The 25,772-nt window shown below is 45.2% G+C and carries 26 protein-coding genes; 16 read left to right on the top strand and 10 right to left on the bottom strand.

The features are described from left to right. Positions 1 to 48 precede the first annotated feature (48 nt). The 8 genes from hutG to MFP28_RS09510 form a co-directional block, all read right to left on the bottom strand. Complete coding sequence (gene hutG / locus MFP28_RS09545; RefSeq protein WP_125336415.1) at positions 49 to 1,038, bottom strand: formimidoylglutamase; 990 nt, start codon at positions 1,036 to 1,038, stop codon at positions 49 to 51. 142 nt (positions 1,039 to 1,180) lie between these two features. Further along, on the bottom strand, positions 1,181 to 2,722 hold the full coding sequence (hutH, locus tag MFP28_RS09540) for a histidine ammonia-lyase (protein WP_032916282.1): 1,542 nt from the start codon (positions 2,720 to 2,722) through the stop codon (positions 1,181 to 1,183). 5 nt (positions 2,723 to 2,727) lie between these two features. Next, positions 2,728 to 4,080 (bottom strand): APC family permease, encoded by a 1,353-nt coding sequence (locus tag MFP28_RS09535; protein WP_002907227.1) that lies wholly within the window; start codon positions 4,078 to 4,080, stop codon positions 2,728 to 2,730. Between the two features lie 75 nt (positions 4,081 to 4,155). Then, positions 4,156 to 4,755 carry a HutD/Ves family protein gene (locus MFP28_RS09530; protein WP_002907226.1) on the bottom strand — a complete coding sequence of 200 codons (600 nt, stop codon included), beginning with the start codon at positions 4,753 to 4,755 and terminating at the stop codon, positions 4,156 to 4,158. Positions 4,756 to 4,767: 12 nt separating this feature from the next. Continuing rightward, positions 4,768 to 6,441 (bottom strand): formate--tetrahydrofolate ligase, encoded by a 1,674-nt coding sequence (locus tag MFP28_RS09525; protein WP_032916075.1) that lies wholly within the window; start codon positions 6,439 to 6,441, stop codon positions 4,768 to 4,770. Between the two features lie 66 nt (positions 6,442 to 6,507). Beyond that, the gene (locus MFP28_RS09520; protein ID WP_002907223.1) at positions 6,508 to 7,134 is read right to left on the bottom strand and encodes a cyclodeaminase/cyclohydrolase family protein; all 627 of its coding nucleotides are present in this window, start codon (positions 7,132 to 7,134) and stop codon (positions 6,508 to 6,510) included. Between the two features lie 14 nt (positions 7,135 to 7,148). Further along, positions 7,149 to 8,048 (bottom strand): glutamate formimidoyltransferase, encoded by a 900-nt coding sequence (gene ftcD / locus MFP28_RS09515; protein WP_002907222.1) that lies wholly within the window; start codon positions 8,046 to 8,048, stop codon positions 7,149 to 7,151. A 119-nt stretch (positions 8,049 to 8,167) separates the two neighbouring features. Then, a complete protein-coding gene (locus MFP28_RS09510) occupies positions 8,168 to 10,198 on the bottom strand; it encodes a urocanate hydratase (protein ID WP_002907221.1) in 2,031 nt (676 codons plus the stop codon). Between the two features lie 199 nt (positions 10,199 to 10,397). Between MFP28_RS09510 and hutI the strand changes: the two genes are divergently transcribed. From hutI to MFP28_RS09470, 8 genes are all read left to right on the top strand, one after another. Beyond that, the gene (hutI, locus tag MFP28_RS09505) at positions 10,398 to 11,663 is read left to right on the top strand and encodes an imidazolonepropionase (protein ID WP_002907220.1); all 1,266 of its coding nucleotides are present in this window, start codon (positions 10,398 to 10,400) and stop codon (positions 11,661 to 11,663) included. A gap of 178 nt (positions 11,664 to 11,841) precedes the next feature. After that, positions 11,842 to 12,132: a 30S ribosomal protein S6 gene (gene rpsF / locus MFP28_RS09500; protein ID WP_002896497.1), complete on the top strand. Its 291-nt coding sequence runs from the start codon at positions 11,842 to 11,844 to the stop codon at positions 12,130 to 12,132. Between the two features lie 11 nt (positions 12,133 to 12,143). After that, a complete protein-coding gene (locus tag MFP28_RS09495; protein ID WP_002907219.1) occupies positions 12,144 to 12,638 on the top strand; it encodes a single-stranded DNA-binding protein in 495 nt (164 codons plus the stop codon). 36 nt (positions 12,639 to 12,674) lie between these two features. Beyond that, the gene (gene rpsR / locus MFP28_RS09490; RefSeq protein ID WP_000068664.1) at positions 12,675 to 12,914 is read left to right on the top strand and encodes a 30S ribosomal protein S18; all 240 of its coding nucleotides are present in this window, start codon (positions 12,675 to 12,677) and stop codon (positions 12,912 to 12,914) included. A 53-nt stretch (positions 12,915 to 12,967) separates the two neighbouring features. Then, positions 12,968 to 13,624: a TetR/AcrR family transcriptional regulator gene (locus tag MFP28_RS09485; protein ID WP_002907217.1), complete on the top strand. Its 657-nt coding sequence runs from the start codon at positions 12,968 to 12,970 to the stop codon at positions 13,622 to 13,624. A gap of 141 nt (positions 13,625 to 13,765) precedes the next feature. Beyond that, positions 13,766 to 14,479, top strand: a complete 714-nt coding sequence (locus MFP28_RS09480; protein WP_002907216.1) for an ABC transporter ATP-binding protein — start codon at positions 13,766 to 13,768, stop codon at positions 14,477 to 14,479. Next, positions 14,406 to 16,016: a hypothetical protein gene (locus MFP28_RS09475; RefSeq protein WP_002907215.1), complete on the top strand. Its 1,611-nt coding sequence runs from the start codon at positions 14,406 to 14,408 to the stop codon at positions 16,014 to 16,016. The genes MFP28_RS09480 and MFP28_RS09475 overlap by 74 nt, the downstream gene beginning before the upstream one ends. Further along, a complete protein-coding gene (locus MFP28_RS09470) occupies positions 16,016 to 16,225 on the top strand; it encodes a DUF1648 domain-containing protein (RefSeq protein ID WP_002907214.1) in 210 nt (69 codons plus the stop codon). Before MFP28_RS09475 ends, MFP28_RS09470 begins: the two co-directional genes overlap by 1 nt. Before the next feature lie 17 nt (positions 16,226 to 16,242). Here the strand turns inward: MFP28_RS09470 and MFP28_RS09465 are convergent, their stop codons facing one another. Both MFP28_RS09465 and MFP28_RS09460 read right to left on the bottom strand, forming a co-directional pair. Continuing rightward, positions 16,243 to 16,917 carry a DUF1129 domain-containing protein gene (locus MFP28_RS09465; RefSeq protein WP_002901378.1) on the bottom strand — a complete coding sequence of 225 codons (675 nt, stop codon included), beginning with the start codon at positions 16,915 to 16,917 and terminating at the stop codon, positions 16,243 to 16,245. 18 nt (positions 16,918 to 16,935) lie between these two features. Continuing rightward, positions 16,936 to 17,880, bottom strand: a complete 945-nt coding sequence (locus MFP28_RS09460) for a magnesium transporter CorA family protein (RefSeq protein WP_002907213.1) — start codon at positions 17,878 to 17,880, stop codon at positions 16,936 to 16,938. 128 nt (positions 17,881 to 18,008) lie between these two features. Here MFP28_RS09460 and uvrA point away from each other — a divergent pair, with 128 nt between their 5' ends. The 8 genes from uvrA to nusB all read left to right on the top strand — a co-directional run bounded on the left by uvrA (position 18,009) and on the right by nusB (position 25,707). Beyond that, the gene (gene uvrA, locus MFP28_RS09455) at positions 18,009 to 20,840 is read left to right on the top strand and encodes an excinuclease ABC subunit UvrA (protein ID WP_002907212.1); all 2,832 of its coding nucleotides are present in this window, start codon (positions 18,009 to 18,011) and stop codon (positions 20,838 to 20,840) included. Positions 20,841 to 20,992: 152 nt separating this feature from the next. Beyond that, positions 20,993 to 22,054, top strand: a complete 1,062-nt coding sequence (locus MFP28_RS09450) for a M24 family metallopeptidase (protein ID WP_002907210.1) — start codon at positions 20,993 to 20,995, stop codon at positions 22,052 to 22,054. A 148-nt stretch (positions 22,055 to 22,202) separates the two neighbouring features. After that, a complete protein-coding gene (locus MFP28_RS09445; RefSeq protein ID WP_263281475.1) occupies positions 22,203 to 22,325 on the top strand; it encodes a hypothetical protein in 123 nt (40 codons plus the stop codon). Positions 22,326 to 22,348: 23 nt separating this feature from the next. Further along, positions 22,349 to 23,062, top strand: coding sequence for a TIM44-like domain-containing protein (locus MFP28_RS09440; RefSeq protein ID WP_002907208.1), 714 nt, complete (start codon positions 22,349 to 22,351; stop codon positions 23,060 to 23,062). An 8-nt stretch (positions 23,063 to 23,070) separates the two neighbouring features. Beyond that, positions 23,071 to 24,174, top strand: a complete 1,104-nt coding sequence (locus MFP28_RS09435; RefSeq protein ID WP_002907207.1) for an SPFH domain-containing protein — start codon at positions 23,071 to 23,073, stop codon at positions 24,172 to 24,174. 139 nt (positions 24,175 to 24,313) lie between these two features. Further along, a complete protein-coding gene (gene efp, locus MFP28_RS09430; RefSeq protein WP_002896485.1) occupies positions 24,314 to 24,874 on the top strand; it encodes an elongation factor P in 561 nt (186 codons plus the stop codon). A 19-nt stretch (positions 24,875 to 24,893) separates the two neighbouring features. After that, positions 24,894 to 25,283, top strand: a complete 390-nt coding sequence (locus MFP28_RS09425; protein WP_002896484.1) for an Asp23/Gls24 family envelope stress response protein — start codon at positions 24,894 to 24,896, stop codon at positions 25,281 to 25,283. Continuing rightward, positions 25,276 to 25,707 (top strand): transcription antitermination factor NusB, encoded by a 432-nt coding sequence (gene nusB, locus MFP28_RS09420; RefSeq protein ID WP_002907206.1) that lies wholly within the window; start codon positions 25,276 to 25,278, stop codon positions 25,705 to 25,707. The genes MFP28_RS09425 and nusB overlap by 8 nt, the downstream gene beginning before the upstream one ends. Positions 25,708 to 25,772: the final 65 nt, after the last annotated feature.

The raw sequence follows: 25,772 nt of genomic DNA, 5'->3' as shown, positions 1-25,772 counted from the left end.
CAATATTCATCCTCTTTTGATGTTTCTAATGAAGTTTTTAAATGCCTATCAGTCATGTGCTTGTGCCCAGACTTGGGTCAGGTAAAAGACAAAGCTGGCTGCCAGATTAGCTGTATGGTTGTCTATATCGTGAGGTGGAGAGACTTCGACAATGTCAAAGCCGATCAGCTTGCCTGAGGCAGCGATGTGCTGGAAGACCAGAACCGCTAGATTGGGATCCACACCGAGCGACTGAATGGCACTGACACCAGGCGCTGCACCAGCTGCAAAGCAGTCAATATCAATGGTCAAATAGACCTGCTCCTTGCCGGCCAAAAAGGTATCGACCACCTTACAGACTTCCTTGTAACCCATTTGGTACATATCCATTCCAGTCAGAAACTGGATAGCCTTGGATTTTGCCACAAAGTCAAAGAGAAAGAGATTGTTATTATGCTCCTGAATCCCTAGGATAAGGTAGTTAAAGGCCTGCTTCTGAGCCAGAGTGTCATCGAACATCTGGCGAAAACCGGTACCAGAGTTAGGACCAGTCTGGTCATAGGGACGCAAATCAAAGTGGGCATCCATATTGATAACGGCCAAGTCTTGGTCAGATGCTAGTGACGACTTAAGTCCCAGATAGTGGCCGTAGGCTGTTTCGTGGCCGCCTCCTAGGACAATGGGCCGGAGATTGAGCTCTCGCAGGCGTTTGACTGCCCGAGCCAAGCTTTGCTGCAGCTGCTCCAGAGAGCGGTTAGGCCCGTCAATATCGCCAACATCAAAGACGCGGACGTTTCTACCAAGATGCCAAGGAAGCTTGGCTAGCTGAGTTCGGATAGCTTGTGGTCCTTCGACAGCCCCCACTCGGCCGTGGTTGATATAAACCCCTTTGTCACTCTTGAAGCCAATCAAAGCAAAGTTGACGCCATCAAAGGGCCTTAAGTTAGGGTCATTTAAGTCCAAAAACTCAATAACCATGCCCCACTTGGCAGCATATAAATCATCATCCAGTCTCTTATGATAGTAGCTGTTATCTAGCTGATAGTAATCTTCTAACATGATTTTATCCTTTTCCATAACGATACTTGCGACTTTATTATAAGAGTTTCCACCAAGCCTGTCAATGACTTTTGGCGGGAAAAGAAGCCCAGCTGAACGAGAGCGGGCTTCTTAGGTTAGCTTTTTTACAGAGTCATCAGCTTTAGAACTGAATGCTCAAGTCTACAGCCTTTTCAACGGCTGCTAGGAATTCTTCGTTTTCAATCAGCTCAGAAGCTTTGTTGAGCTCTTCATAGATTTCGATGTCCTTGTCAAACTCGATAAAGCGGACATGCTGACGGAAGAGGTCGTAGGCTGGCTTGGTTCCTTTACCAAGTTCATGGTTTTCTGGTTTCAGATCCAGAGCTTGGCAGGCTGCCATGATTTCTGTTGCCACGATGCGGCGAGAATTCTTGAGAATTTCAGCTGCCTTACGTGCTGCAGTAGTTCCCATGCTGACAAAGTCTTCTTGGTTTTCACAAGATGGGATAGAGTCTACGCTGGCTGGATGAGACAAGACCTTGTTCTCAGAAGCAAGCGAAGCACAAGCGTACTGGGTAATCATAAAGCCAGAGTTGAGTCCTGGGTGTTTGACCAAGAATGATGGAAGCTTGCTCAGTTGGCTGTTGACCAGACGTTCTACACGACGCTCGGATACATTTCCGATTTCAGAAATAGCGATGCCTAGGAAGTCGAATGGCTGTGCCATTGGTTCTCCATGGAAGTTACCGCCTGAGATGACATGACCTTCTTTGGTAATGATAGGGTTGTCTGTAACAGAGTTGATTTCAATCTCAACCTTGGTCTTGACATAAGCGATAGAGTCCTTGCTGGCACCATGAATCTGCGGAATACAACGCAGGGTATATGGGTCTTGGACCCGCTGTTGAGTGGCTACGGTTGTGTTGCCACTGCCTTCTAGAAGGTTGCGGATATTGCGGGCTGTAGCCAGCTGTCCGCTTTGAGGTCGAATGGTATGCAGGTCTTCTTCGAAAGGACTGGTAATACCATTGTGGACTTCCATGGAAAGAGCGCCAGCGACATCTGACAGTTTAAGCAGCTGGATGGCATCGTAGGTAGCCAGAGCTCCGATACCTGTCAGGACAGTCGTTCCGTTAATCAGCGCCAGCCCTTCCTTGGCTGCTAGAGCAATTTTCTCGATACCAGCCTTGTCCAAAGCTTCTTGTCCAGAGAGTAATTGGCCTTGATAGTAAGCGCGGCCTAGTCCTAACATAGGCAGAACCATGTGAGCCAGCGGGGCCAAGTCACCAGAAGCTCCCAAAGAGCCTTTTTCTGGAATGTAAGGGACAACGCCTTTATTGAGCAATTCCAGGAGCTTTTCGACAGTAGAGAGACGGATACCAGAATAGCCCTTGACCAAGGAATTAATCCGGATTAGCATAATTGCACGGACTGCATCTTCAGGCAGGGGATCGCCGTAGCCTGAAGAGTGCGTACGGATTAGGTTTTCTTGCAGTTGAGTCGTATCTTCTGGTGAGATGCTGACATTGCAGAGAGAGCCAAAGCCAGTTGTAACACCGTATACGACCCGCTTTTCGCGGACGATATCATCCACGATTTTGCGGGAAGCTTCTACAGCTTTCTTAGCTTCTTGGTCGATTTCGCAAGTGGCTCCATGACGAGCTACTGCGATGACGTCTTCTAAAGTAAGGTGTTCGCCATCCAAATTGATTACATGTGTCATAAGATTCATTCTCCTTCTTGTTCAAGAACTTTATTTTTACAAATCAGTACTATATAGATAAAGTATACTGCACTGGCGATAAGGACACCGATGAGGCCGTAGACATAGTTCATTGGGTTTTCACCCCAAATCATGACGAGGCTGACTAGAACCGCCAAAATTGGAATTACTGGACCAAATGGAACACGGAAGACCACTTTCTTATCCGGATATTTCTTTCTTAATACTAGTACAGCTAGAGCAGTTGGGATGTATTGGAAGAAGCGGAAGACCACGCTGAGAGCTGCTAATTCTTCAAATTTACCAGAGAAGAGCAGGGCGATAGCCAGAATTCCTGAAATAATAATGGCAACTATAGGGGCATTTTTAGAGTTGGTTTCTGCAATTTTCTTAGGAAGCAGGCCTTCATTTGCGATAGCTGCACCATAACGCGGAACCATGACGGACTCTCCGATATTAAGACCAGTGATAGAGATGAGTGCTCCAATGGAAATAATCCAAGCACCAGCAGGGCCAATCATCTCAACAAAGGCGTCTTGTACAGAAGCATCTGTTTGCAAGATACGGCTGCCCAGCATGGCAATGGTTCCAGCGATAATCAACATATAGAGAACTGATACAATACTGATAGAGCCTAAGATAGCCCGAGGTACATTCTTTTCTGGGTTGCGCATTTCACCAGCAACGATAGACATGGTTTCAAATCCGATAAATCCGTAGAAGATATAAATGGCTGTACTTGAGATAGCTTTCATGATATCTACTTTAGGATCTAGTTGTAGAAACGGAGTGAAGTTACCTTTATCAATTCCCGATTTAATAAAGAAAATTGCGCATAAACTAAAGGCAACGATTGGAATGAGTTTAGCTACAGTAGCAGTCAAGGTAAATATTTTTGAAGTCTTAAGACCAGATATATTCATCAAGCTGAGCAAAATAATCAGGCTCACACTGAGCAAAAGTTCATAAGGTTCAAAGGCTTTAAAAGTGATGACAAAAAGTCTTGCAAATGCTGCTGCCATAGCGGCCCAAGCGATAATGGTTACGACCCATCCCAGAAAACCGACATTAAAGCCTACAAAGTTTCCGAAGGCCGCTTTGGAATATTGGAAAGCTCCGCCGTTTTTATTAAAATAACCTGCAGTTTCTGCCAAGCAGACGGCTAGGAGAATAACGAGGAGGGCAGTTCCAAGCATGACAGCTAGAGAGGCAGGACCAAGTCCTTTATAAATCTTTTGCGGTAGGAGGAAAATCCCTGAACCGATAACGGCATTGATACCGTAGAGAGTTGCACCGGAAAAGCTGAATTTCGCTTTTTCCTGTTCTTGTTCTTGTGCAGTGAGTTTAGTTGCATCCATAATAATGTTTCTCCTTTAGAGATATGGGATCCTTTCCAAGTAAAGATAGAATGGTGACAAGGCATCATGGTATCTTTACTTAGTAGGGATGTGGGTCAAACCAGCCCATATAGCAAGGGGCGTTCCCTTTGGCTGGTTACTCGAAAACATTATATGCAGCTCAGTTTCCTGAGTCTCTTTTTCCACTATCAGAAGCTGCTCTGCCTCTAGGTTAAGCGATGGCAGATTTGTTCCCGTCACCGTCAGATCCTCTATGGCATAGATAAATTGAATTTCGTCATCTCGGCTAAGCTCTTGCCCATTCGAGATGGCAATCAGCTGTCCCTGATAATGGTCGCTGTAGATTAAGTTAAAGTCGGTACAAGTCCCCCGACTTGTGATAGAATCACTCCCTTCAAAGACATAGGGAGTAAAGGGAGCTAGAACCGTTTCCTCCTGCCGGCTGGCATTGTGGAGATGAAGTGTGTGGTCCAGGCTCATGAGAATGCGGTGAAAGCCGCTGAGGTCAGAAAACTGACTTTCAGCCAACTCCACAGTCGCTGTTGAGAGTCGATAGTCAAAGTCCCGCTTGCCATAGTGGCCAGTTGGCGGGGAAAGATAAAGTTGTTTTGTCTTTCCCCCCGACCAATCGGAAACTTGAAAATCATTTACTCTTAAAAGGGTTATATGTGTCATTTTTGGTATTTATTAGAACAAACCGCTGATATTGCCGTCTTTGTCAACATCAATCTTTTCGCTGGCTGGTACTTTAGGCAGCCCTGGCATGGTCATAATCGCACCAGTCAGAGCAACGATAAAGCCTGCACCAGCAGAAACTTTGAGCTGGCTGATAGTCACGACAAAGTCTTTAGGTGCGCCCAGTTTCTTAGCATCGTCTGAGAAGGAGTACTGAGTCTTAGCCATACAGATAGGATAGTTGGAGAAGCCCAGCTCTTCCAGTTGTTTGAGCTCGCGTTTAGCAGCAGGAGTCAGGCGAACGCCCTTGCCTCCATAGACCTTAGTAACAATTTTGTTCAGCTTGGTCTCAATGGAGTCCTCTTCATTATATACAAATTGGAAGTGATTGTCTCCTTCGGCCAGTTCCACGACTTTTTCAGCCAACTCTTTGCCACCGGTTCCGCCATTTGCCCAAACGTCGGAAATCACGACGTCAACGCCGCGTTTTTGGCAGGCGTCATAAACTGCTTGCAATTCTGCTTCGGTATCCAGCGGGAATTTATTGATGGCAACGACTGCTGGCAATCCATAAACATCTTGAATGTTTTCCAGATGTTTTTCCAAGTTTGGCAGTCCATCTACAACGGCTTGGACATTTTCTTCAGCCAGATCACTCTTAGCCACACCGCCGTGCATCTTGAGAGCACGGATGGTAGCGACCAGAACTACAGCTGCTGGACGAAGTCCAGATGTACGACACTTGATATCAATGAATTTTTCAGCACCCAGGTCAGCACCGAAACCAGCTTCTGTGACTGCATAGTCGGCATATTTGAGAGCCAGCTTGGTAGCTAGGACACTGTTACAGCCATGGGCAATGTTGGCGAAAGGTCCGCCGTGAATCAAGGCTGGCGTGTGTTCCAGAGTTTGAACCAGGTTTGGATGGATAGCGTCTTTGAGCACAGCAGCCATAGCGCCACCAGCTTTCAAGTCCTTGGCAGTTACTGGCTTACCTTCAAAGCTGTAGCCAATGATAATTTTTTCCAAGCGGTTCTTGAGATCGGTAATATTTTCTGACAGACAGAGAATAGCCATAACCTCAGAAGCAACTGTAATATCAAACCCATCTTCACGCGGAACACCGTTGACTTTACCTTGCAAGCCGTCTACGATGTGGCGCAGTTGCCGGTCATTCATATCTACTGCCCGCTTCCAAGTGATGCGGCGAGAATCAATGCCTAAGGCATTGCCATGGTGGATGTGGTTGTCAATGAGGGCCGCCAGCAGATTGTTGGCAACACCGATGGCATGAAAGTCACCAGTGAAGTGGAGGTTGATATCCTCCATGGGTACAACCTGAGCGTGCCCACCGCCAGCAGCTCCGCCCTTGATACCAAAGACAGGTCCGAGTGAAGGTTCCCGCAGAGCGATAACGGCTTTTTTACCGATAGCAGCCAAAGCATCGACCAATCCGACAGAAGTAGTGGTCTTGCCTTCTCCGGCTGGTGTCGGAGAAATAGCTGTCACGAGAATCAGTTTGCCGTCTGGCTTGTCTTTTAAGGCTTCCAGTTGGCTGGCACTGATTTTTGCCTTGTAATTTCCATAAAGAGACAAAGCGTCTTCAGCAATTCCTAGCTTTTCTGCCACCTCTTTGATGGGCTTCATTTGAACCGAATTCGCAATTTCAATATCTGATAAAACCATATTGTTACCTCTTGAGAAGAGGAAGTCCATTCATGGGAATGAGCAGACTTCTCTTCCGTTTATCTATTAGACAACTTTCAAAATTTCTTGATAAATTTCATCTGCTAGAGCGCAGCCTTTTTGTAGGAGATCTTCACCCTTGCTCCGGTAGTCTGTGACGAATGTTTCATCCTTGACGCCTGACAGGTTAATGAGGACATTGAGCCAAGCCCCTTGCAGGCCAGCCTTAAGATTGAGAGCTGCTACTCCCAGGTCGCTGGCAGCATTGGTATTGGACTTGCCAACAGCCTTTTGAGTTGTTTGCAGGGCAGCCAAGATGTCTTCCATCATGCCATAAGGTGACTTGGTCGCTTCCTTGAGGGCTTGTTGCATCGCTTCTCGACGGGCAGCCTTGTCTTCGTCTGTTTCCTTAGGCATATCAAAGACGGCGGAGACTAGATTGAAGGCTTCAGTGTCCTTGTCAATAGCTGCGAGCAGACTTTCTTGGAGGCGAGCACTTTCTGTGTGCACTTGAGCAATTTCTGCTTCAAATTCTGCGTATTTTTTCTTGCCAAGGGTCAATTCACAGACCATCTTAGTCAGGGAAATACCGTTCGCTGCGGAAAGAGCAGCGGCAGAGCCGCCTCCTGGTGCAGGAGCATCTGAGCCTAGGACTTGGGCAAATTCTGTCAAGCTTAAATCTACTAATTTCATAGGTTTCTGTCCTCCTAGCCCAGCAAATGGTTTTCCAGAACTTGCTTGCCGTAGTCAAAGTCTTCGATTTGCAGATAGTATTCTGCTGCGTCAATCAAAGCCTTGGCTGGAGCCAAACCGATGACTTCTGATCCGAGGATTCCAACTCCGTAGCGCTTGGCTTCAAAGCGAACAGTTTCAAAGACACGATAGAGTGGGAATTTTTCCAGATTGACCATGTTGATAGAAACCTGAGCAATGTTGCGGTCTTCCAGCATAACGCCAATCGCTTTACAGTACTTGTAGCCACCGCTTGATCCACGGATGATTTTGGCAATATTGTTGGCAATTTCCAGATTGTCTGTATCCAAGTTGATATTGTAGGCGATGAGCGGCATTCTAGCACCGACAGCAGTAACACCAGCGGTTGGGTGAATCTTTCTTTCACCGTAGTCAGGCGCCCAGTCAGGTTCCAATAGTTTTTCTGGCATGCCTTCAAACTGTCCTTTACGAACCTTAGCCAAGTTCTTACGCTCAGGACGAGTCGCCGCATCTTCATAGAGGAAGATAGGGATACCGAGCTCACGATTGATCCGCTCAGATACGGTCTTCGCAATTTCTACGCATTCCTCACTTGTGATGTCCTTGATCGGTACAAAAGGCAGGACATCAGTTGCGCCCATACGAGGGTGTTCACCCTGGTGCTTGGTCAAGTCAATATTTTCAGAAGCGTATTTAACCAAACGGAAGGCAACTTCCTGAATGTTTTGGTCATCACCGACCAAGGTAAAGACGCTGCGATTGTGGCTGGCATCAGAAGAGTGGTCCAAAAGTGTTACGCCTGGCACGCTCTTAGCTGTTTCCACTAGACCGTCAATGACCGCTTGGTTGCGGCCTTCAGAAAAGTTAGGAATACATTCAACAATTTTTGCCATAAGATATTACCTCGTGATATCAATAATTTTAATTTATAATATGAACTTAATGAAGCAGAACCTTCTCCTGAGCCAGGTTGATACCCAGCTCAGGCCGGAAGTTGGGGGACAAGTTTTTTCTATTCGAACAATTTCTTAACAGATTCTTTGACCAAATCTTCGTCAGTTAAGTATGGAATGGTGATGTGGTCTGTTCCTTGGTGGAGGCGGTTGTACTCAATAGCAGTCTCAATAGCATGCTCATTGCGAGCCCAGTTACGACGTGCAACTCCGCCAATTGTATCCCAAGCGATAGCAGATTTGATGATTTCATCAATGCGTTCGCTGCCGTCCAGTACCAAGCCAAAGCCACCGTTGATTGCTTTACCGATACCAGTTCCGCCACCGTTGTGGAGAGCTACCAGACTCATACCGCGAGCTGCATTACCGGCATAACATTGCACAGCCATGTCGCAGGTAACATTAGAACCGTCCTTGATATTAGAAGTTTCACGGAATGGAGAGTCAGTACCAGATACGTCGTGGTGGTCACGGCCAATCATGACAGGACCAATCTTGCCTTCGCGGACTAATTCATTGAACTTGAGGGCGATATTGACACGGCCCATACAGTCTTGGTAGAGAATCCGAGCCTGAGTTCCAACAACCAGCTGGTTCTTTTCTGCATCGCGGATCCAGTTGTAGTTGTCGCGGTCTTGGTAGCGGCGGTTAGGGTCGATCACTTCCATAGCTGCATGGTCAGTAGCGACCAGGTCTTCGTGCTTACCGCTCAGACATACCCAACGGAAAGGACCATAACCATAGTCAAAGAGCATTGGACCCATGATATCTTCTACATAGGATGGCCAGATGAAGCCGTCTTTGTCGTCAAAGCCGTTCTTAGAAATTTCCTTGATGCCAGAGTCATAGACTGCCTTCATAAAGGCATTGCCGTAGTCAAAGAAGTAGGTACCGTTGCTAGTCAGGGTCTTGATTGCCTTGAAGTGACGTTCCAATGTTTCGTCAACCAACTTAGCAAAGGTTTCCTTGTCTTCAGCCAGGAGGCGAGTCCGCTCTTCAAAGCTGATACCAGCTGGACAGTAGCCGCCGTCATAGACATTGTGGCAAGAAGTTTGGTCAGACAGCAGATCTACATGGATATTGTTCTCGTTGACATATTCTAAGAGATCTACAATGTTACCATGATAGGCAATGGAAGTTGATTCACCAGTTTCCAGAGCTTTTTGAGCCAAGTCGATAGCTTCTTTCGGACTTTCGGCTAATTGACTAATCCAGCCTTGGGAGTGACGAGTTTCAATCCGGGATTGGTCTACTTCAGCTACGATTGCCACAGCTTTAGCAATTTCGGCCGCTTTCCCTTGAGCTCCACTCATGCCACCCAGACCAGAAGAGATGAAGAGTTTGCCAGTTAGATCACCATCGTCAGCCACACCCAGTTTCAAGCGTCCAGCATTGAGGAGGGTGTTGAAAGTACCATGGACGATACCTTGAGGGCCGATGTACATCCAACCACCGGCTGTCATTTGACCATAGTTGGTTACACCCATTTCTTCTGCAATTTCCCAGTCCTTCATGTTGTCGTATTCACCGACCAAGAGGCCATTGGTGATAATAACGCGCGGAGCTTCTGGTTTAGATTTGAAAAGTCCAAGTGGATGGCCAGATTCTACAACCAAGGTTTGATGGTCGGTCATGATTTCCAAGTATTTCTTGATCAGGTTGTACTGCATCCAGTTAGCGCAGACAGATCCAGTTTCCCCGTAAGTAACCAATTCATAAGGATAAAGGGCGATTTCAAAGCTCAGGTTGTTGTCAATCATAACCTGCATAGCTTTGGCCGCAGTACAGCTCCCTTTATATTCATCAATTGGTTTACCGTAGATGCGTTCTTTTGGACGCCAGCGGTAGCCATAAATCCGTCCGCGAGTTTTCAGTTCTTCTAAGAATTCTGGAATTACTTCCTCATGGAATCTCTTTGGAATATAGCGAAGGGCATTTTTAAGCGCAATTTCGGTTTGAGCTTGAGTCAAACGGAAGCCCCGGTCAGGTGCTCGACGGATGCCTTCTTGGAAAACTGTTTTTTCAGGCAGTACATCGTCTAATTTGACGGTCATTGCTGCTGCAATTTCATTTTCGCTAAAGTATGACATGAAAAATCCTCCTTTTAGTCAAGTGTAAAATATCTTTCTCCTACATTCTATAAGACTCCCGTCCATAAAGAGTCAAGAAAATGAGAAAAGCAGTAAAAAAAGTGGGGCTCCTATCTTTTACAAGCTTTTGACTATAATTTGACGATAGTGTATTATGATGAAAAGCAAATATGTCGGAAAATGAAATGGAGGAACAAGCATGACTGCTGATTTACTATTAACTCACTTTAATCAAGTCTTCTGTCCCAAGGACCTCGGACATCCCCTTTTTGGCGAGGAGATGAAGGAAGCTCAGGTTTTGGAAGACGGCTACATTGCAGTCAAAGACGGCAAAATCCTAGCAGTCGGCAGCGGAGAGCCGGATGCCAGTCTGGTCGGACCAGATACTAAGATTCAGTCTTATGAAGGCAAGATTGCCACACCTGGCTTGATTGACTGCCACACTCACTTGGTCTACGGTGGCAGCCGGGAGCATGAATTTGCTAAGAAATTAGCTGGTGTCCCTTATCTGGAAATTCTTGCCCAAGGCGGTGGTATTCTCAGTACAGTCCGGGCGACACGAGAAGCTTCTTTTGACACTCTCTATGATAAGTCTAAGAGACTGCTGGACTATATGCTGCTGCATGGGGTAACAACAGTTGAGGCTAAGAGCGGCTATGGTTTGGACTGGGAAACAGAGAAGCGCCAGCTAGATGTCGTTGGGGCTCTGGACCGTGACCACGAGATTGATCTCGTTTCTACCTTTATGGCTGCCCACGCCGTTCCACCAGAATATAAGGGACGCTCTCAGGAATATCTGGAGCTTATCGTCGAGGAAATGCTGCCTCGGGTAAAGGCAGAAAATCTAGCTGAATTCTGTGATATTTTCTGTGAAAAAGGCGTCTTTACAGCTGACGAGTCACGCTACTTACTTTCTAAGGCAAAGGAGATGGGCTTCAAGCTTCGTATCCATGCTGATGAAATCGAGTCTATCGGCGGGGTAGATGTAGCGGCTGAGCTAGGAGCAACCAGTGCAGAGCACTTGATGATGGCGACCGATGAGGGCATTCGCAAGATGGCAGAAGCCAAGGTTATCGGTAATCTCCTGCCGGCAACTACCTTCAGTCTGATGGAAGATACCTATGCACCAGCCCGTAAGATGCTGGAAGCTGGTATGGCTATCACTCTGACTACCGACAGCAATCCAGGCTCTTGTCCGACAGCTAATCTGCAGTTCGTCATGCAGCTGGGCTGCTTTATGATGCGTCTGACGCCAGTAGAAGTTCTCAACGCTGTAACCATCAATGCGGCCTACTCAGTTAACCGTCAAGATAAGATTGGCAGCTTTGATACTGGTAAGCAGGCGGACATTACCATTCTAGACGCTAAGAATATTGACTACCCACTTTATTTCTTTGCGACCAACCTGACCCATCAGGTCTACAAGGCTGGAAAACTGGTCGTCGATCAAGGAAGAATCGTCTAGCCTCTCTAAAAACGAATCGTATTTTTCGGACTCTCTCTGGTGACAGGGAGAGTTTTCTTTATATCAAAACTTTCCCTTGCCATTCTGCCGCAAGTCTGCTATAATAGTTATTTGTGAGCAAACCTCACTTACCCCTTGCAAAGTCTCGGGGTCATTAGACCAAAAGGAGGAAAAATCAATGGCTAAATACGAAATTCTTTATATTATTCGTCCAAACATTGAAGAAGAAGCTAAAAACGCTTTGGTAGCACGCTTTGACTCTATCTTGACTGACAATGGTGCAACTGTTGTTGAATCAAAAGACTGGGAAAAACGTCGTCTTGCATACGAAATCCAAGATTTCCGTGAAGGACTTTACCACATCGTTAACGTTGAAGCAAACGACGATGCAGCTCTTAAAGAGTTTGACCGTCTTTCAAAAATCAACGCTGACATTCTTCGTCACATGATCGTCAAACTTGACGCTTAAGAAGGTAGACTATGATTAATAACGTTGTACTGGTGGGTCGCATGACCCGTGATGCCGAGCTTCGCTATACTCCGCAGAACCAAGCGGTCGCAACATTTACTCTGGCTGTCAATCGCAACTTTAAAAATCAAAGTGGCGAGCGAGAAGCAGACTTTATCAATGTTGTCATCTGGCGTCAGCAGGCAGAAAATCTTGCAAACTGGGCTAAAAAAGGAGCCCTAATCGGAATTACAGGCCGTATTCAAACGCGTAACTACGAGAATCAGCAAGGCCAGCGTGTCTATGTCACAGAAGTTGTTGCGGACAATTTCCAACTCTTGGAAAGCCGCTCTAATCGTGATGGTCAGTCATCTGGCGGTTACGGTGGGAACAGCTTCGGCGGCAGCTCTGCTCCAAGTTATGGCAGTGCGGACTCGTCTAACCAAGTACCGAACTTTTCTCGTGATGAGAGCCCATTTGGCAATTCTAACCCAATGGATATCTCAGACGACGATTTACCTTTCTAAGGACCGAATCTAACTATAATATAAAGGAGAAAACACATGGCTCAACAACGTCGTGGCGGATTCAAACGCCGTAAAAAAGTTGATTACATCGCAGCGAACAAAATTGAATATGTTGATTACAAAGATACTGAGCTTCTTAGCCGTTTCGTTTCAGAACGTGGGAAAATCCTTCCTCGTCGTGTAACAGGAACTTCAGCTAAAAACCAACGTAAAGTAACAACAGCTATCAAACGCGCTCGCGTAATGGCTTTGATGCCTTTCGTAAATGAAGACTAATTAGATTAACAGCAGGCTCTAGCTTGCTGTTTTTTTATTTTGTCATTGACAAAATGTCAGTAGAGTGCTATACTGACCACAAGGAGGCAGAAATCATGCGTGATGTCAAGGAAGTAGAGGTGCGGCGGGCGGAGATTATGTCTGCAGCCTTGCAGCTCTTTGCCCAAAAGGGCTATCTAAAGACAAGGACTCAAGACATTATTGATAAGCTTGGAATTTCTCGAGGCCTGCTTTACTATCATTTTAAGGATAAGGAAGATATTCTCTATTGTCTGATTGAAAAGAACTCTGAGCCCTTGCTGAGAAAGCTAGAAAAAATCAGCTATCAGCCAAATGTCGGAGCCAAGGAAAAAATCAGAACTTTTATTGAGGCGACCCTTATCCCAGAGGAGAGCAGAACACAGGAAAATCAAGTCTTGCAGGAAACCGTCAATTTAGAAACAAATCGCTATGTCTTGGATCGCTTTTATCATAGACTCTGTGAGCGGATGATTGTTTTCTTTACTCATATCTTGGAGGAAGGTCAGAAATCTGGAGATTTTCATTTGAAATATCCGCATGAAACGGCTTCTTTTCTCATGACTGCCTACGTCTTTGTGTCCAATGATATCAAGATGAGTCAGGAAAAACCAGAGACTTTGCAGAATTATCTCACCAGCTTCCAGGCAATCTTAGAAAGAAGCTTAGGATTAGAGGAATCTATTTTTTAGAATAATCGGCAGTTTTCTGCCTTTTATTTAGAAGTGGAACTGACAAAATGTCAGTTCGAGACTTCAATCTTTTAATCCTGATATTTAAAAAATTTTAGGCTAACACTGACAAAATGTCAGTTTGAATAAAAGGAGAAATTCATGTTAAAAATAGAACATTTAACAAAAGTATATAGCAACGGTAAGAAGGCAGTGGATGATCTTAGTCTGATGGTGGAGCCTGGGGATATTTATGGCTTCATCGGCGCAAACGGAGCAGGTAAAACATCTACCATTAAGTCGGTTGTTGGGATTCATGATTTTGATAAAGGAGAGATTTATATCTGTGGGCACTCTATCAGTAAGGAGCCCTTGCTTTGTAAGAAAAAGATGGCGTTTCTACCGGATAACCCAGACCTTTATAAAAATCTGACTGCAAGGCAGTTTTTGGACTTTGTAGCAGATATTTATAGAGTCTCTATGGAAAAGAGGCAAGCGGCTATAGAAAAGTATTCTAAAATGTTTGAGTTGAATACTTCTTTGGATCAGTTGATATCAGCTTATTCACATGGAATGAAGCAGCGATTGGCACTAATAGCGGCCCTCTTGCATGAGCCAGAATTACTGATTTTAGATGAACCTTTTGTCGGTTTAGATCCGAAAGGCGCATATTATTTTAAGCAGATCATGAGAGAGTTAGCCGATCAAGGGCATGCGATTTTCTTTTCTACTCACGTTTTAGAGGTTGCGGAAGAACTCTGCAATAAGGTGGCTATTCTGCAAAAGGGACATTTGGTGGCTAATGGAAGGACCTCTGAAGTTAAGGGGGCATCCAGTTTGGAACAAGTATTTATGGAGTTACAGGAAGATGACTAATATTCTTTTGCTTTTAAAAGTACAATTATACAGCACATTTTCGCTTAATGATTTAAGGAAAGGACGAAGGTTGGGCAAGTATTTTAAGCTTGGCCTGCTCTTCTTGCTTGTTTTTCTATTTTCAGGCTATAACCTTTTGACGGCTTTGAGTTTAGTCAAGTTGGGGCAGGCAAATTTGATTCCAGCCTATATGATTGCCTTGGTTAGTTTTATTATTTTCTTTTTTAGTCTGATGCAGTCAAATGGCATCTTGTTTGACCAAGAGGAACTTGACAGGCTCATCGTATTACCGCTCAGTATTAGAGATATTGTCTGTGAGAAATATGCTTTTCTTTATCTTTTGAACAGTGTGTTTGCCATACTTCTCATGCTTCCAGCAGGCCTCGTTTGGTTTGGATATAGTGCGTCCTTGTTGGAGTTGCTTCTTTATCTGCTTTTAATGGGATTTGTCCCTCTTTTACCTCTCTGTTTAGCTTCTTTACTTGGCTTGTGCGTTGCCTACATAGCCTCAAAGGCCCCTCATAAAAATCTAGTTGCCTTCCTTTTTTCTCTCCTCTTGCTTTTGGGGCTGGCAACAGGCAGTATATGGGCTATGAGAGCTGGACTGTCAGCGGAAAATGTTGGTCTCTTGCTTACCAAGCAGCTGACTTCTCTCTATCCTCCGGCAAGCTTGTTTTTTAACCCTCAGCATTTTTTGTGGGCTAGCCTTCTGTTGATGCTTATATCTTTTGCGCTGACAGGGCTTTTTCTAAGGTATTTAAGTAGAAATTATTTAAAAATAAATCAGATGATAACAGGGGTGAAGTCAGAAAGCAAAGTCTATAGAAGCCGGCAGAAGTCTCCCTTTATGGCTCTTTATAGGAGAGAAATTTCGAATTTTATGAGTTCCTATCTTTATATGCTCAATAGTGGACTGGGAACCATTTTAATCATCGTTTTAGCCATCTCGCTTTGTTTTATGACTCCTGATGTCCTCTTTTCTTCGATTGGACTCAGAGATAGCCGAGAATTTTTACCCCTATTACTGGCTGGCTGTCTCAGTATTTCCAATCCTGCAGCTGTCAGTATTTCCTTGGAGGGGGAAGAGATTTGGCTGCTTCAGACACTCCCGGTTTCTATGAGGCAGATAATGATGGCAAAGCTGGCCTTGACGGTGTCCTTACACTTCACAGCCTTGCTGCTGGGCTTGCCTGTTCTGGTTTGGCGTTTCTCGCTAGGAGGCTTGCAAGTAGTGGATTTGGTCCTTGTTTCACTGGCTTATTCTCTATTTACAGCTCTTCAGGGACTTGTGGTCAATTTTCATTATCCTAAGTTCATCTGGGACAATGAAATGATTGTTATTAAGCAAAGTTTTTCGACTATCTTGTCTGGAGGAATTGGCATCTTGGTTCTTGTGTTCCCTCTTTGTTTATCCTTACTATTTGGTATGGACTTGGAGATTTCGCTGCGAATCTCAGCTCTTGGACTTTTTCTCTTGGCAGCTGTTCTTTATAGGCATTTAATAAAACAAGGATATTTTAAGGAGGTCCATGGCTAATGAAAAAGAAAGATTTATTCGTTTTGTTTCTCTTAGCAGTAACCTTATTTCTGATTATCTGCCTGCTGCCAGAGCAGGTTCCCATTCATTTTAACAGCGCAGGAAAGGCGGACATTGTTGTCAATCGCTTTTGCTTGATTATCAGTTTGCCCATTCCCTACTCTCTTTATTGGAAATATTTTCGAAACAAATCAAAAAGAGGTCACTGACCTCTTTTTGTGTGATATTAATATCTCGTCGGTCCCATAGTCGCGCTCTTGATGTTGAAGCGTTTTTTGAGATAGAAACGCAGGGCTAGGGTAATAGCGCCGACAATAGCAACTACGACATTGGACAGGCGGGGATTGAGGAATTCAGGCAGGAGGCTGGTCAATACGATGGACATGCTCCAGAGGAGAATAGCCGCTGCCATGGTAAGGATAGACTTGAGCAGTTTAGGGCGCTGGCTACGGTCCTTATCTGGTCCGTAGAAACGGTAGATAAAGTGGTAGAGGGCATAGAAAGAAAGGCCACCGACGATGCTTCCAAGTACTAGAGTTGTCAGTCCATAGACAGATGGCTGAGAGGAAGCCAGATTGACGATAGAGGTCAGAAGGGTAAAGAAACCAAAGATAAAGAGGACAGAGTCCAGCATCATCCATTTAGGATCGTCATTTTCCTTTGGATGCTCGGCATCATAGCGCTCTTTTGCGGTCAGAGAAGCTGCCCAAGTGGTTGGGGCTCCGTAGAGGCCACGGGCAGTGATTCCCTTGGTTTGATTTTCCAAGATTTCCGGCAGAATGCCTTCTAAGATAGTCTGGATTTCCTGATCGGATTTGCCGTCTTGTAAGAGTTGATTAGTCGCGATATGGATAAATTCTTTGTTTTTTTTGCTGAGTTTGTCGAGGGATACTTGTGACATAGGCGTTCTTTCTAAAGGTTAAAATAGTTTTTTGTGCATGAGGTAGGCCATGACCGAAGCACTCATGGCAAAGGCAATGAACATGATAATCCAGAAGGCATGCGGTTCACCATTGAGAGGCAGTTCGTTATTTTTGAAATTCATCCCATAGGCCGAGAAAATCATGGTCGGGATGGACATGACGATGGTCACCAAAGCCAAGGCTTTCATGATATTGTTCTGATTGTTAGAAATGATAGAGGCAAAGGTCTCTGTCATACTGTGGAGGATGTTGCCGTAGATATCAGCCATCTCAATGGCCTGCTGGGTCTCAATCAAGGTGTCTTCCAGCAAGTCCTCGTCTTCCAGGTATTTCTTGATATTACTAGTAGAGCTGGTCAGCTTCTTAATCACGCGCTCATTTGTCTTAAGAGAGGCCTTGAAATAGACGATGGTCTTTTCCAACTCCATGAGCTCAATCAGTTCTTCGTTTCGCGTGGACTGGTGCAGTTGGCTCTCAATCTGCTCACTCTTACGGTCAATGGAGCGCAGGGCTGTCAGATATAGCTCGGCATTGTGGTAGAGAATCTGAAAGATAAAACGTGACTTCATAAAAGTATAGAAGTTGCGCAGGCGCCGGTGAATGAAGATATCCAGCAGAGGTAATTTCTCCAAACAGGTGGTGATAATAGCTTCTTCCGTGATGATAATACCAAGGGGGATCGTGACATAGTAAGTCTGGTTATTCCGCTCCTCTGTGATGGGCACATCAACGATGATCAGCGTGTACTCATCCTCTATCGTAACCCGAGACATTTCTTCCGCATCAAGCGGCGCTCGCAGGTCGGTGATGTCAATGCCAAAGGCGTTAGCGATTTCGATTGATTCACTCTGGGAAGGGTTGACAAGATTGATCCAAGTGCCTGATTCGAGCGCATCAATCTCTTTGAATTCTGTCGTAGTAGATAAAAAGACTTGCTTCATGATCTTTTTCCTTTCCAGAGTGTTTTTTGCATACCGTACTATTATACTACAAATTCGGGCTTTTGGGGCAAAAGTTTGCAGAAAAATTTGTTATAATGGAGAAGGTTTATAAGTGAAACGAGGTCAATATGCAAGATAAAATTGTGATTCATGGAGCACGAGCTCATAATTTAAAAAATATTGATGTAGAAATTCCGCGGGACAAGCTAGTCGTGGTGACGGGGTTGTCTGGTTCAGGCAAGTCCAGTCTGGCTTTTGACACCCTTTACGCTGAGGGGCAGCGCCGCTATGTGGAAAGTCTGTCGGCCTATGCTCGGCAGTTTTTAGGCAATATGGAAAAGCCGGATGTGGACTCGATTGATGGTCTCAGTCCAGCTATTTCCATCGACCAGAAGACGACCAGTAAAAATCCCCGCTCAACAGTGGGAACAGCTACCGAAATCAATGACTATCTGCGCCTTCTCTATGCTCGTGTTGGGACGCCTTACTGTATCAACGGTCATGGAGCTATTACGGCTTCATCTGTTGAGCAGATTGTTGACAAAGTCTTGGAATTGCCAGAGCGTCAGCGGCTGCAGATTTTAGCGCCGGTCATTCGTAAGAAAAAGGGCCAGCATAAGACCATTTTTGACAAGGTTCAGAAGGACGGTTATGTCCGTGTGCGTGTGGATGGCGATATTTACGATGTGACGGAAGTGCCAGAGCTTTCTAAGAGCAAGCAGCATGATATTGAGGTCGTGGTAGACAGAATTGTTATCAAGGAAGGGGTGCGTAGTCGCCTCTTTGACTCAGTCGAAGCGGCTCTGCGGATTGCTGAGGGCTATGTGGTGATTGACACTATGGATGGTCAAGAGCTACTCTTTTCTGAGCACTATGCCTGCCCAGTCTGTGGCTTTACAGTGCCGGAGTTAGAGCCACGACTCTTCTCTTTCAATGCGCCTTTTGGCTCCTGTCCGGACTGTGATGGTCTGGGGGTTAAGCTGGAGGTGGATCTAGATGTGGTTGTGCCAGAAGCTGGCAAGACCTTACGCGAAGGAGCGCTAGCACCTTGGAATCCCATATCCTCCAACTACTATCCGCAGATGCTAGAACAGGCCATGGCAGCCTTTGGCATTGATATGGACAAGCCTTTTGAGGAGCTGACTGAGGAAGAAAAGCAGCTGATTTTCTTTGGCTCAGATGGACGAGAGTTCCATTTCCACTATGAAAATGAATTTGGCGGCGTGCGCGATATTGACATTCCTTTTGAGGGGGTTGTCACCAATATCAACCGTCGCTACCATGAGACCAATAGTGATTTTACTCGGACGCAGATGCGGGCTTATATGAATGAGCTGACTTGTGCGGCTTGTCATGGTTATCGACTCAGCCCTCAGGCCTTGTCTGTCAAGGTTGGCGGCGAAGACGGCTTGCATATCGGTGAGATTTCAGACTTGTCCATTGCTGATCATTTGCTTCAGTTGGACAAGCTTAGCTTGACTGACAATGAAGCTACGATTGCGCAGCCTATTCTTAAAGAAATTCATGACCGCCTGACCTTCCTCAATAACGTTGGTCTTAATTACCTGACTTTGTCTCGCTCGGCTGGGACTCTATCAGGAGGTGAGAGTCAGCGGATTCGCTTGGCGACTCAGATTGGTTCTAACTTGAGTGGCGTCCTCTATATCCTGGACGAGCCCTCTATTGGCTTGCACCAGCGTGACAATGACCGTCTGATTGCCAGCCTCAAGAAGATGCGCGACCTAGGAAATACCCTCATTGTGGTTGAGCATGATGAGGACACCATGCGGGAGGCTGACTGGTTGATTGATGTGGGACCAGGAGCCGGTGTTTTTGGCGGTGAAATCGTCGCAGCTGGTACTCCTACGCAAGTGGCCAAGAGCAAGAAATCTATCACTGGCCAATACCTGTCAGGTAAGCGCGAAATCCCAGTGCCATTGGACCGCCGTGTAGGCAATGGCCGCTTTATTGAAGTGACAGGAGCTCAGGAAAATAACTTGCAGAATATCACGGCCAGATTCCCCTTGGGCAAATTTATCGCTGTGACAGGAGTTTCTGGATCCGGCAAGTCAACGCTGGTCAACTCTATCCTTAAAAAAGCCATCGCCCAAAAACTCAACCGCAACTCTGCTAAGCCAGGTAAGTTCAAGAAAATCAGCGGCATTGAGCACGTGGATCGACTGATTGATATTGACCAAAGTCCGATTGGTCGGACACCGCGCTCTAATCCGGCTACATATACTGGAGTATTTGACGATATTCGCGATCTGTTTGCCAAGACCAATGAAGCCAAGATTCGCGGCTACAAGAAGGGCCGTTTCAGCTTTAACGTCAAGGGCGGCCGCTGCGAGGCCTGCTCGGGTGATGGGATTATCAAGATTGAGATGCACTTCCTGCCTGACGTCTATGTGGCCTGTGAGGTCTGCCACGGCACCCGCTATAATAGCGAAACTCTGGAAGTCCACTACAAGGAGAAGAATATCGCTCAGGTTCTGGACATGACGGTCAATGATGCGGTAGAGTTCTTCCAGCATATTCCCAAGATTGCCCGCAAACTCCAGACCATCAAGGATGTGGGACTAGGCTATGTGACTCTGGGGCAGCCAGCCACAACCTTGTCAGGTGGTGAAGCTCAGCGGATGAAACTGGCCAGCGAACTTCACAAGCGCTCGACTGGTAAGTCCTTCTATATCTTGGATGAGCCGACCACGGGTCTGCATTCTGAAGATATTGCCAAGCTCCTTCAAGTGCTATCACGCTTTGTGGACGATGGCAATACAGTACTCGTTATCGAGCACAATCTGGATGTTATCAAGACGGCTGACCATATTATCGACTTAGGACCAGAAGGCGGTGTTGGTGGCGGTACGATTATTGCGACGGGTACACCGGAAGAAGTCGCAGCTAATCCAGCCAGCTATACCGGCCAGTACTTGAAAGGCAAGCTGCATGTGAAATAATACATCAAATCCCTGTTAGATATTAAAAACAGGGATTTTTCATGTCAGAGAGTGCTCGTTGGATTCTAAGACCTAGATAAGTTTTGTCAAAAAATGTCCTATTTGACTGGTTTTTTGATATAATAAGCTTAGTTATTTCACGGAGGTGCCTCATGTTATCAAGAGTTGAGAAGTTTGAAGCAGCATTGGCTCAGACAGAATGCGATGCTGTTTTAGTAACCAATCTGAAAAATGTTTACTATCTGACTGGCTTCAGCGGGACAGAAGCGACAGTTTTTATCAGCAAGACTCGTCGGATTTTCCTGACGGATGCGCGCTATACGCTGATTGCCAAGGGAGTTGTCCAAGGCTTTGATATTGTCGAAACTCGAGATCCACTCGGTGAGATTGCTAAAATTATTGCGGGCGACAAGCTACAAAAAATCGGTTTTGATGACGAGATTTCCTATACCTACTTCAAAATGCTGGAAAGTGTCTTCTCGGCCTACGACCTGGTTCCCATGACAGGCTTTATTGAAAATCTGCGCATGATTAAAGATGAGCACGAAATCGCGACTATTCGCAAGGCCTGTCAGATTTCGGATCAAGCTTTCCTAGATGTGCTGGATTTTATCAAGCCTGGTGAGACGACAGAGCTGGCTGTTATGAACTTTTTAGATGCCCGTATGCGCCAGTTAGGTGCTTCAGGTGCCTCTTTTGACTTCATCATCGCTTCGGGTTACCGCTCTGCTATGCCGCATGGTGTGGCTAGTGACAAGGTCATTCAAAAAGGGGAAACCCTGACCATGGACTTTGGCTGCTACTACAATCACTATGTCAGTGATATGACGCGGACTGTTCATGTGGGGCAGGTGACGGATGATGAGCGGCAGATTTATGATATTGTCCTGCGCAGCAATCAAGCCCTGATAGAAGCAGCCAAGGCTGGGCTTAGCCGAATTGATTTTGACCGGATTCCGCGCCAGATTATTAACGATGCTGGCTACGGCCCTTACTTTAGTCATGGGATTGGTCACGGTATCGGCCTGGACATCCATGAGATTCCTTACTTCGGCAAGTCAGAAGAGCCGATTGAGGCCGGTATGGTCCTGACTGATGAGCCAGGTATTTATCTGGACGGTAAATACGGCGTCCGCATCGAAGACGATCTCCTCATCACAGAAACAGGCTGCGAAGTCCTAACTCTTGCGCCGAAAGAGTTGATTGTTATATAAGATGAATATTGTATTCTTACCCCTATTATTTTTTATAAGGATGAAAAGAGGATTATGAAAAAAAGTACTTTAGCGTTTGTTGCAAGTCTTCTTGCTTTACTATTGGTTTTAGCTCCTACAGTTGATGCTGGTGTGGGTAATTCTAAGAGTGGCGGAAGCAGAAGATCTGGAGGAAGCAACCGGTCAGGAAGAAGTAGTTGGTCAGGAGGGAGCAATCGATCAGGAGGAACGAGTAGTTACAGTTCGAGCTCAGAGTCTGGAGCAGGATTAGGATCTTCTGGGGCTCTAGGTGTCGTGGCTATTGTTGCAGTTGGCGGTATATTTTTTAGGATTGTGAAGGGAATGGGTGGTGATACCTATTCAAGCAATGATGTGGAAATGACCACAGAAGAGAGAGTAGGAAGACAGATTCAGAATAATCAAGAAGCAATTAGAGAACTGAAAAGATTGGATCCTTACTTTGATGAAGAAAGTTTCTTGTCTCAAGCGAAAGCCGTTTACCTTCACCTTCAGTCTGCATGGACAGAAAAAGATTGGGCTTCTGTTCGTAATTTAGAAAGTCCGAGTTTATATGAACAACACCGAACTCAGTTACAGGAACATATTCGAGCCAAAACGACTAATGTCTTGGAACGGGTGTGTGTAGAAGATTCTAAAATTAAAGACTTTTATCCAAATTCACAAGGTCATGATAGATTAGAAGTCATCCTTTCATCTACTATGAGAGACTATATTAAAGATGATGAAACAGGTCGGATTATTGAAGGTGATCCAACCAAAGAATTGTTTACAGTTTATCGAATGAACTTCATTCGTGTGCATGGAGCTCAGACTGAAGGAATTGCGAAAGACGATGTATCCAGCGATCATTGTCCTAATTGTGGGGCGCCACTGACGATTGATTCTGGTAGTAAGTGCGAGTATTGTCAGGCTTCCTTGATTCGAACCGCTCAAGATTGGGTTCTGGATACTTATGATGTTGTTGATGAAATTGAATTTTATAAATAGGAGTAATTATGGGATTTATTAAAGCAGCCCTTTCTGGGGGTATTAGTAGTTTTCGTGATAGTCAATTTAAAGAAGCAGTGGTCTTGCCTGAATCTGTTCCGGAAACGGCACTAGCAATCAAAGGGAGAATTTTGACCAAAGATCCAGATGGTCAATCTCGTCATGGCAATCAGAATACAGGGCTTTTAACGGATGGCTCGCTAGTTATTGTTCCACAAGGATATGTGGCTCTATTGGTCAACAATGGAAGCTTCTTGGGAGAAGTTTTAGAACCGGGAAGTCATGAATGGCAGGCTGGAGACAACACTTGGTTATTAGAAAAAGAAGGTATCAAGGGAACTTGGGAGAACTTTAAACATCGCTTCTCCTTTGGTGGTCAAGTTGTAACCCAGCAAGAAATCATTTATTTCAGAACTCAGCCTTTTACAGGGAACAAATTTGGTACACAAAATCCAGTTGAGTACTTTAGCGAACGCTATCAACAGCTGTTAAGTATTCGTTTTTATGGTCTGTATGACTTGAAAATTGCGGACCCGGTTCTCTTTTATATTAGTTCTGTAAGTCGTCAGATTACAGCGGAACAGCCATTTACCTTGCAAGATGTAGCACAAGGGACTTTGCGACAAAACCTGCCGCCAAAGATTGCGGTAGCAATTGCAAAGTACACTGCCGAGAACCAAGTGGATATCTATAGCCTTAATGCTAATCAAGAAGTCTTTAATGAAGTAGCAAAACAAGAGGTCAATCAAACTTGGACGAGCTTATATGGCTTGGAAGTAACCAATGTCCTCCTTGAAGACTTAAGCTATGATGAAGATAGCATGGCGACTGTTCGCAAGCTTGATAGTGAGTTAGCGGCTATGAAATACAATACGATTGAGATTGAAGAACGCCGGGCGCGTAATGAAGCCTTGGTTGCTGCGGCTAAAAACGAAGGCGGAAACGGTATGAATCTTTTGATGGGCATGAATGTTGGACAAGCTCTAGGTGGAGAACTTCAGCAGCAAGCATCTTCTTCTCAAGGTAAAGCAAAAACATTTTATATTGAGGTGGATGGGAAATATGTCCATGTCAAGAAAGATGAAGATGGAAATATCGTTCCAGTAGACTGAGGTAAGTGTACGGTTTGGTATGAAGATCAAGCCTGAAAATTTAGTAGCTGCAACCAATTGGAGTTGATTGTTATTTGAGAATTATCAGGCTTTATGATAGAATAAGTAGAAATATAATTTTAAAAAGAGGTAATATAGAATGATTGAAGCAAGTAAGCTGAAAGCTGGAATGACCTTCGAAACAGCTGATGGAAAACTCATCCGCGTTTTGGAAGCGAGCCACCACAAACCAGGTAAGGGAAATACGATTATGCGTATGAAATTGCGTGACGTTCGTACTGGTTCTACATTTGACACAAGCTACCGCCCAGAAGAAAAATTTGAACAAGCCATTATTGAAACTGTTCCAGCTCAATACTTGTACCAAATGGATGACACTGCTTATTTCATGAATACTGAGACTTACGATCAATATGAAATTCCAGTAGTCAATGTAGAAGAAGAATTGAAATTCATCCTTGAAAACTCTGATGTGAAAATCCAGTTCTACGGAACAGAAGTGATTGGTGTGACAGTACCAACAACAGTTGAATTGGTCGTAACAGATACTCAGCCATCTATCAAGGGAGCTACTGTTACTGGATCTGGTAAGCCAGCAACACTTGAGACAGGTCTTGTTGTCAACGTACCAGACTTCATCGAAGTTGGACAAAAATTAATCATCAACACTGCAGAAGGAACTTACGTTTCTCGCGCATAATATAGAAGAGGTAATAACTATGGCAGCTGAACAATTAGGTGAAATCGTCATTGCGCCACGTGTTTTGGAAAAAATTATTGCCATTGCAACGGCAAAGGTAGAAGGTGTTTATTCCTTCGCAAATAAGAGTATGTCAGACAGTCTTTCTATGCGCTCACTCGGTCGCGGAGTATCGCTCCATACTGATGAGACAGGTGATGTGACTGTAGACATCTACCTGTATTTGGAATACGGTGTCAGCGTTCCAACTGTTGCAGTAGCAATCCAGAAGGCTGTAAAAAGTGCTGTTTTTGACATGGCTGAGGTAGAGCTGTCTGCTGTCAATATCCATGTGGCAGGCATTGTTCCAGAAAAGGCACCGAAGCCAGACTTGAAAGATCTATTTGATGAGGACTTCCTCAATGACTGATATATTGTTGGAATCCAGAAGAGGTCTGCGCCAGCGGGCTTTTCAGGCCCTGATGAGCCTAGAGTATGAAGGGGATCTTGTAGAAGCTTGTCGCTTTGCCTATTCGTATGATAAGGACGAAGAGGCATGCAAAGCTGCGGAAGCTGATATTCCAGCCTTCCTGCTCAATCTGGTCTCTGGTGTGGTCCAGTCCAAGGACGACTTGGACAAGAAAATTGCCCAGCACCTTAAAAAGGGCTGGACAGTGGATCGTCTGACGCTGGTCGAAAAAAATATCCTACGTCTGGGTATCTTTGAGATTACAGAGTTTGACACCCCGCAGTTGGTTGCAGTCAACGAAGCCATCGAGCTTTCCAAGCAATTCTCTGACGAAAAGTCCAGTAAGTTCATTAATGGGATTTTGAGTCAATTTATCGTTGAATAAAATGAAGGTCGAGACAAGTGTCTTGGCTTTTTTGTTTGCCAATTGTTGTTTGAATCGCAAATAGT

It is taken from the genome of Streptococcus sanguinis (assembly GCF_050234405.1).
Taxonomy (GTDB): domain Bacteria; phylum Bacillota; class Bacilli; order Lactobacillales; family Streptococcaceae; genus Streptococcus; species Streptococcus sanguinis_W.
Note: the sequence above shows the minus strand (reverse complement) of the source record. Positions and strands in the feature narration are given on the sequence as shown.

Bases quoted from the DNA above. Each gene is read 5' to 3' on its own strand.
- uvrA (WP_002907212.1), top strand. From the start codon at position 18,009: ATGCAAGATAAAATTGTGATTCATGGAGCACGAGCTCATAATTTAAAA.
- MFP28_RS09485 (WP_002907217.1), top strand. From the start codon at position 12,968: ATGTCAGTAGAGTGCTATACTGACCACAAGGAGGCAGAAATCATGCGT.
- MFP28_RS09475 (WP_002907215.1), top strand. From the start codon at position 14,406: ATGGAAGGACCTCTGAAGTTAAGGGGGCATCCAGTTTGGAACAAGTAT.
- hutH (WP_032916282.1), bottom strand. From the start codon at position 2,722: ATGACACATGTAATCAATTTGGATGGCGAACACCTTACTTTAGAAGAC.
- hutI (WP_002907220.1), top strand. From the start codon at position 10,398: ATGACTGCTGATTTACTATTAACTCACTTTAATCAAGTCTTCTGTCCC.
- ftcD (WP_002907222.1), bottom strand. From the start codon at position 8,048: ATGGCAAAAATTGTTGAATGTATTCCTAACTTTTCTGAAGGCCGCAAC.
- nusB (WP_002907206.1), top strand. From the start codon at position 25,276: ATGACTGATATATTGTTGGAATCCAGAAGAGGTCTGCGCCAGCGGGCT.
- MFP28_RS09465 (WP_002901378.1), bottom strand. From the start codon at position 16,917: ATGTCACAAGTATCCCTCGACAAACTCAGCAAAAAAAACAAAGAATTT.
- MFP28_RS09480 (WP_002907216.1), top strand. From the start codon at position 13,766: ATGTTAAAAATAGAACATTTAACAAAAGTATATAGCAACGGTAAGAAG.
- MFP28_RS09435 (WP_002907207.1), top strand. From the start codon at position 23,071: ATGGGATTTATTAAAGCAGCCCTTTCTGGGGGTATTAGTAGTTTTCGT.
- MFP28_RS09510 (WP_002907221.1), bottom strand. From the start codon at position 10,198: ATGTCATACTTTAGCGAAAATGAAATTGCAGCAGCAATGACCGTCAAA.
- MFP28_RS09460 (WP_002907213.1), bottom strand. From the start codon at position 17,880: ATGAAGCAAGTCTTTTTATCTACTACGACAGAATTCAAAGAGATTGAT.
- MFP28_RS09495 (WP_002907219.1), top strand. From the start codon at position 12,144: ATGATTAATAACGTTGTACTGGTGGGTCGCATGACCCGTGATGCCGAG.
- MFP28_RS09530 (WP_002907226.1), bottom strand. From the start codon at position 4,755: ATGACACATATAACCCTTTTAAGAGTAAATGATTTTCAAGTTTCCGAT.
- MFP28_RS09425 (WP_002896484.1), top strand. From the start codon at position 24,894: ATGGCAGCTGAACAATTAGGTGAAATCGTCATTGCGCCACGTGTTTTG.
- MFP28_RS09525 (WP_032916075.1), bottom strand. From the start codon at position 6,441: ATGGTTTTATCAGATATTGAAATTGCGAATTCGGTTCAAATGAAGCCC.
- MFP28_RS09535 (WP_002907227.1), bottom strand. From the start codon at position 4,080: ATGGATGCAACTAAACTCACTGCACAAGAACAAGAACAGGAAAAAGCG.
- hutG (WP_125336415.1), bottom strand. From the start codon at position 1,038: ATGTTAGAAGATTACTATCAGCTAGATAACAGCTACTATCATAAGAGA.
- MFP28_RS09520 (WP_002907223.1), bottom strand. From the start codon at position 7,134: ATGAAATTAGTAGATTTAAGCTTGACAGAATTTGCCCAAGTCCTAGGC.
- efp (WP_002896485.1), top strand. From the start codon at position 24,314: ATGATTGAAGCAAGTAAGCTGAAAGCTGGAATGACCTTCGAAACAGCT.
- MFP28_RS09450 (WP_002907210.1), top strand. From the start codon at position 20,993: ATGTTATCAAGAGTTGAGAAGTTTGAAGCAGCATTGGCTCAGACAGAA.
- rpsF (WP_002896497.1), top strand. From the start codon at position 11,842: ATGGCTAAATACGAAATTCTTTATATTATTCGTCCAAACATTGAAGAA.
- MFP28_RS09470 (WP_002907214.1), top strand. From the start codon at position 16,016: ATGAAAAAGAAAGATTTATTCGTTTTGTTTCTCTTAGCAGTAACCTTA.
- rpsR (WP_000068664.1), top strand. From the start codon at position 12,675: ATGGCTCAACAACGTCGTGGCGGATTCAAACGCCGTAAAAAAGTTGAT.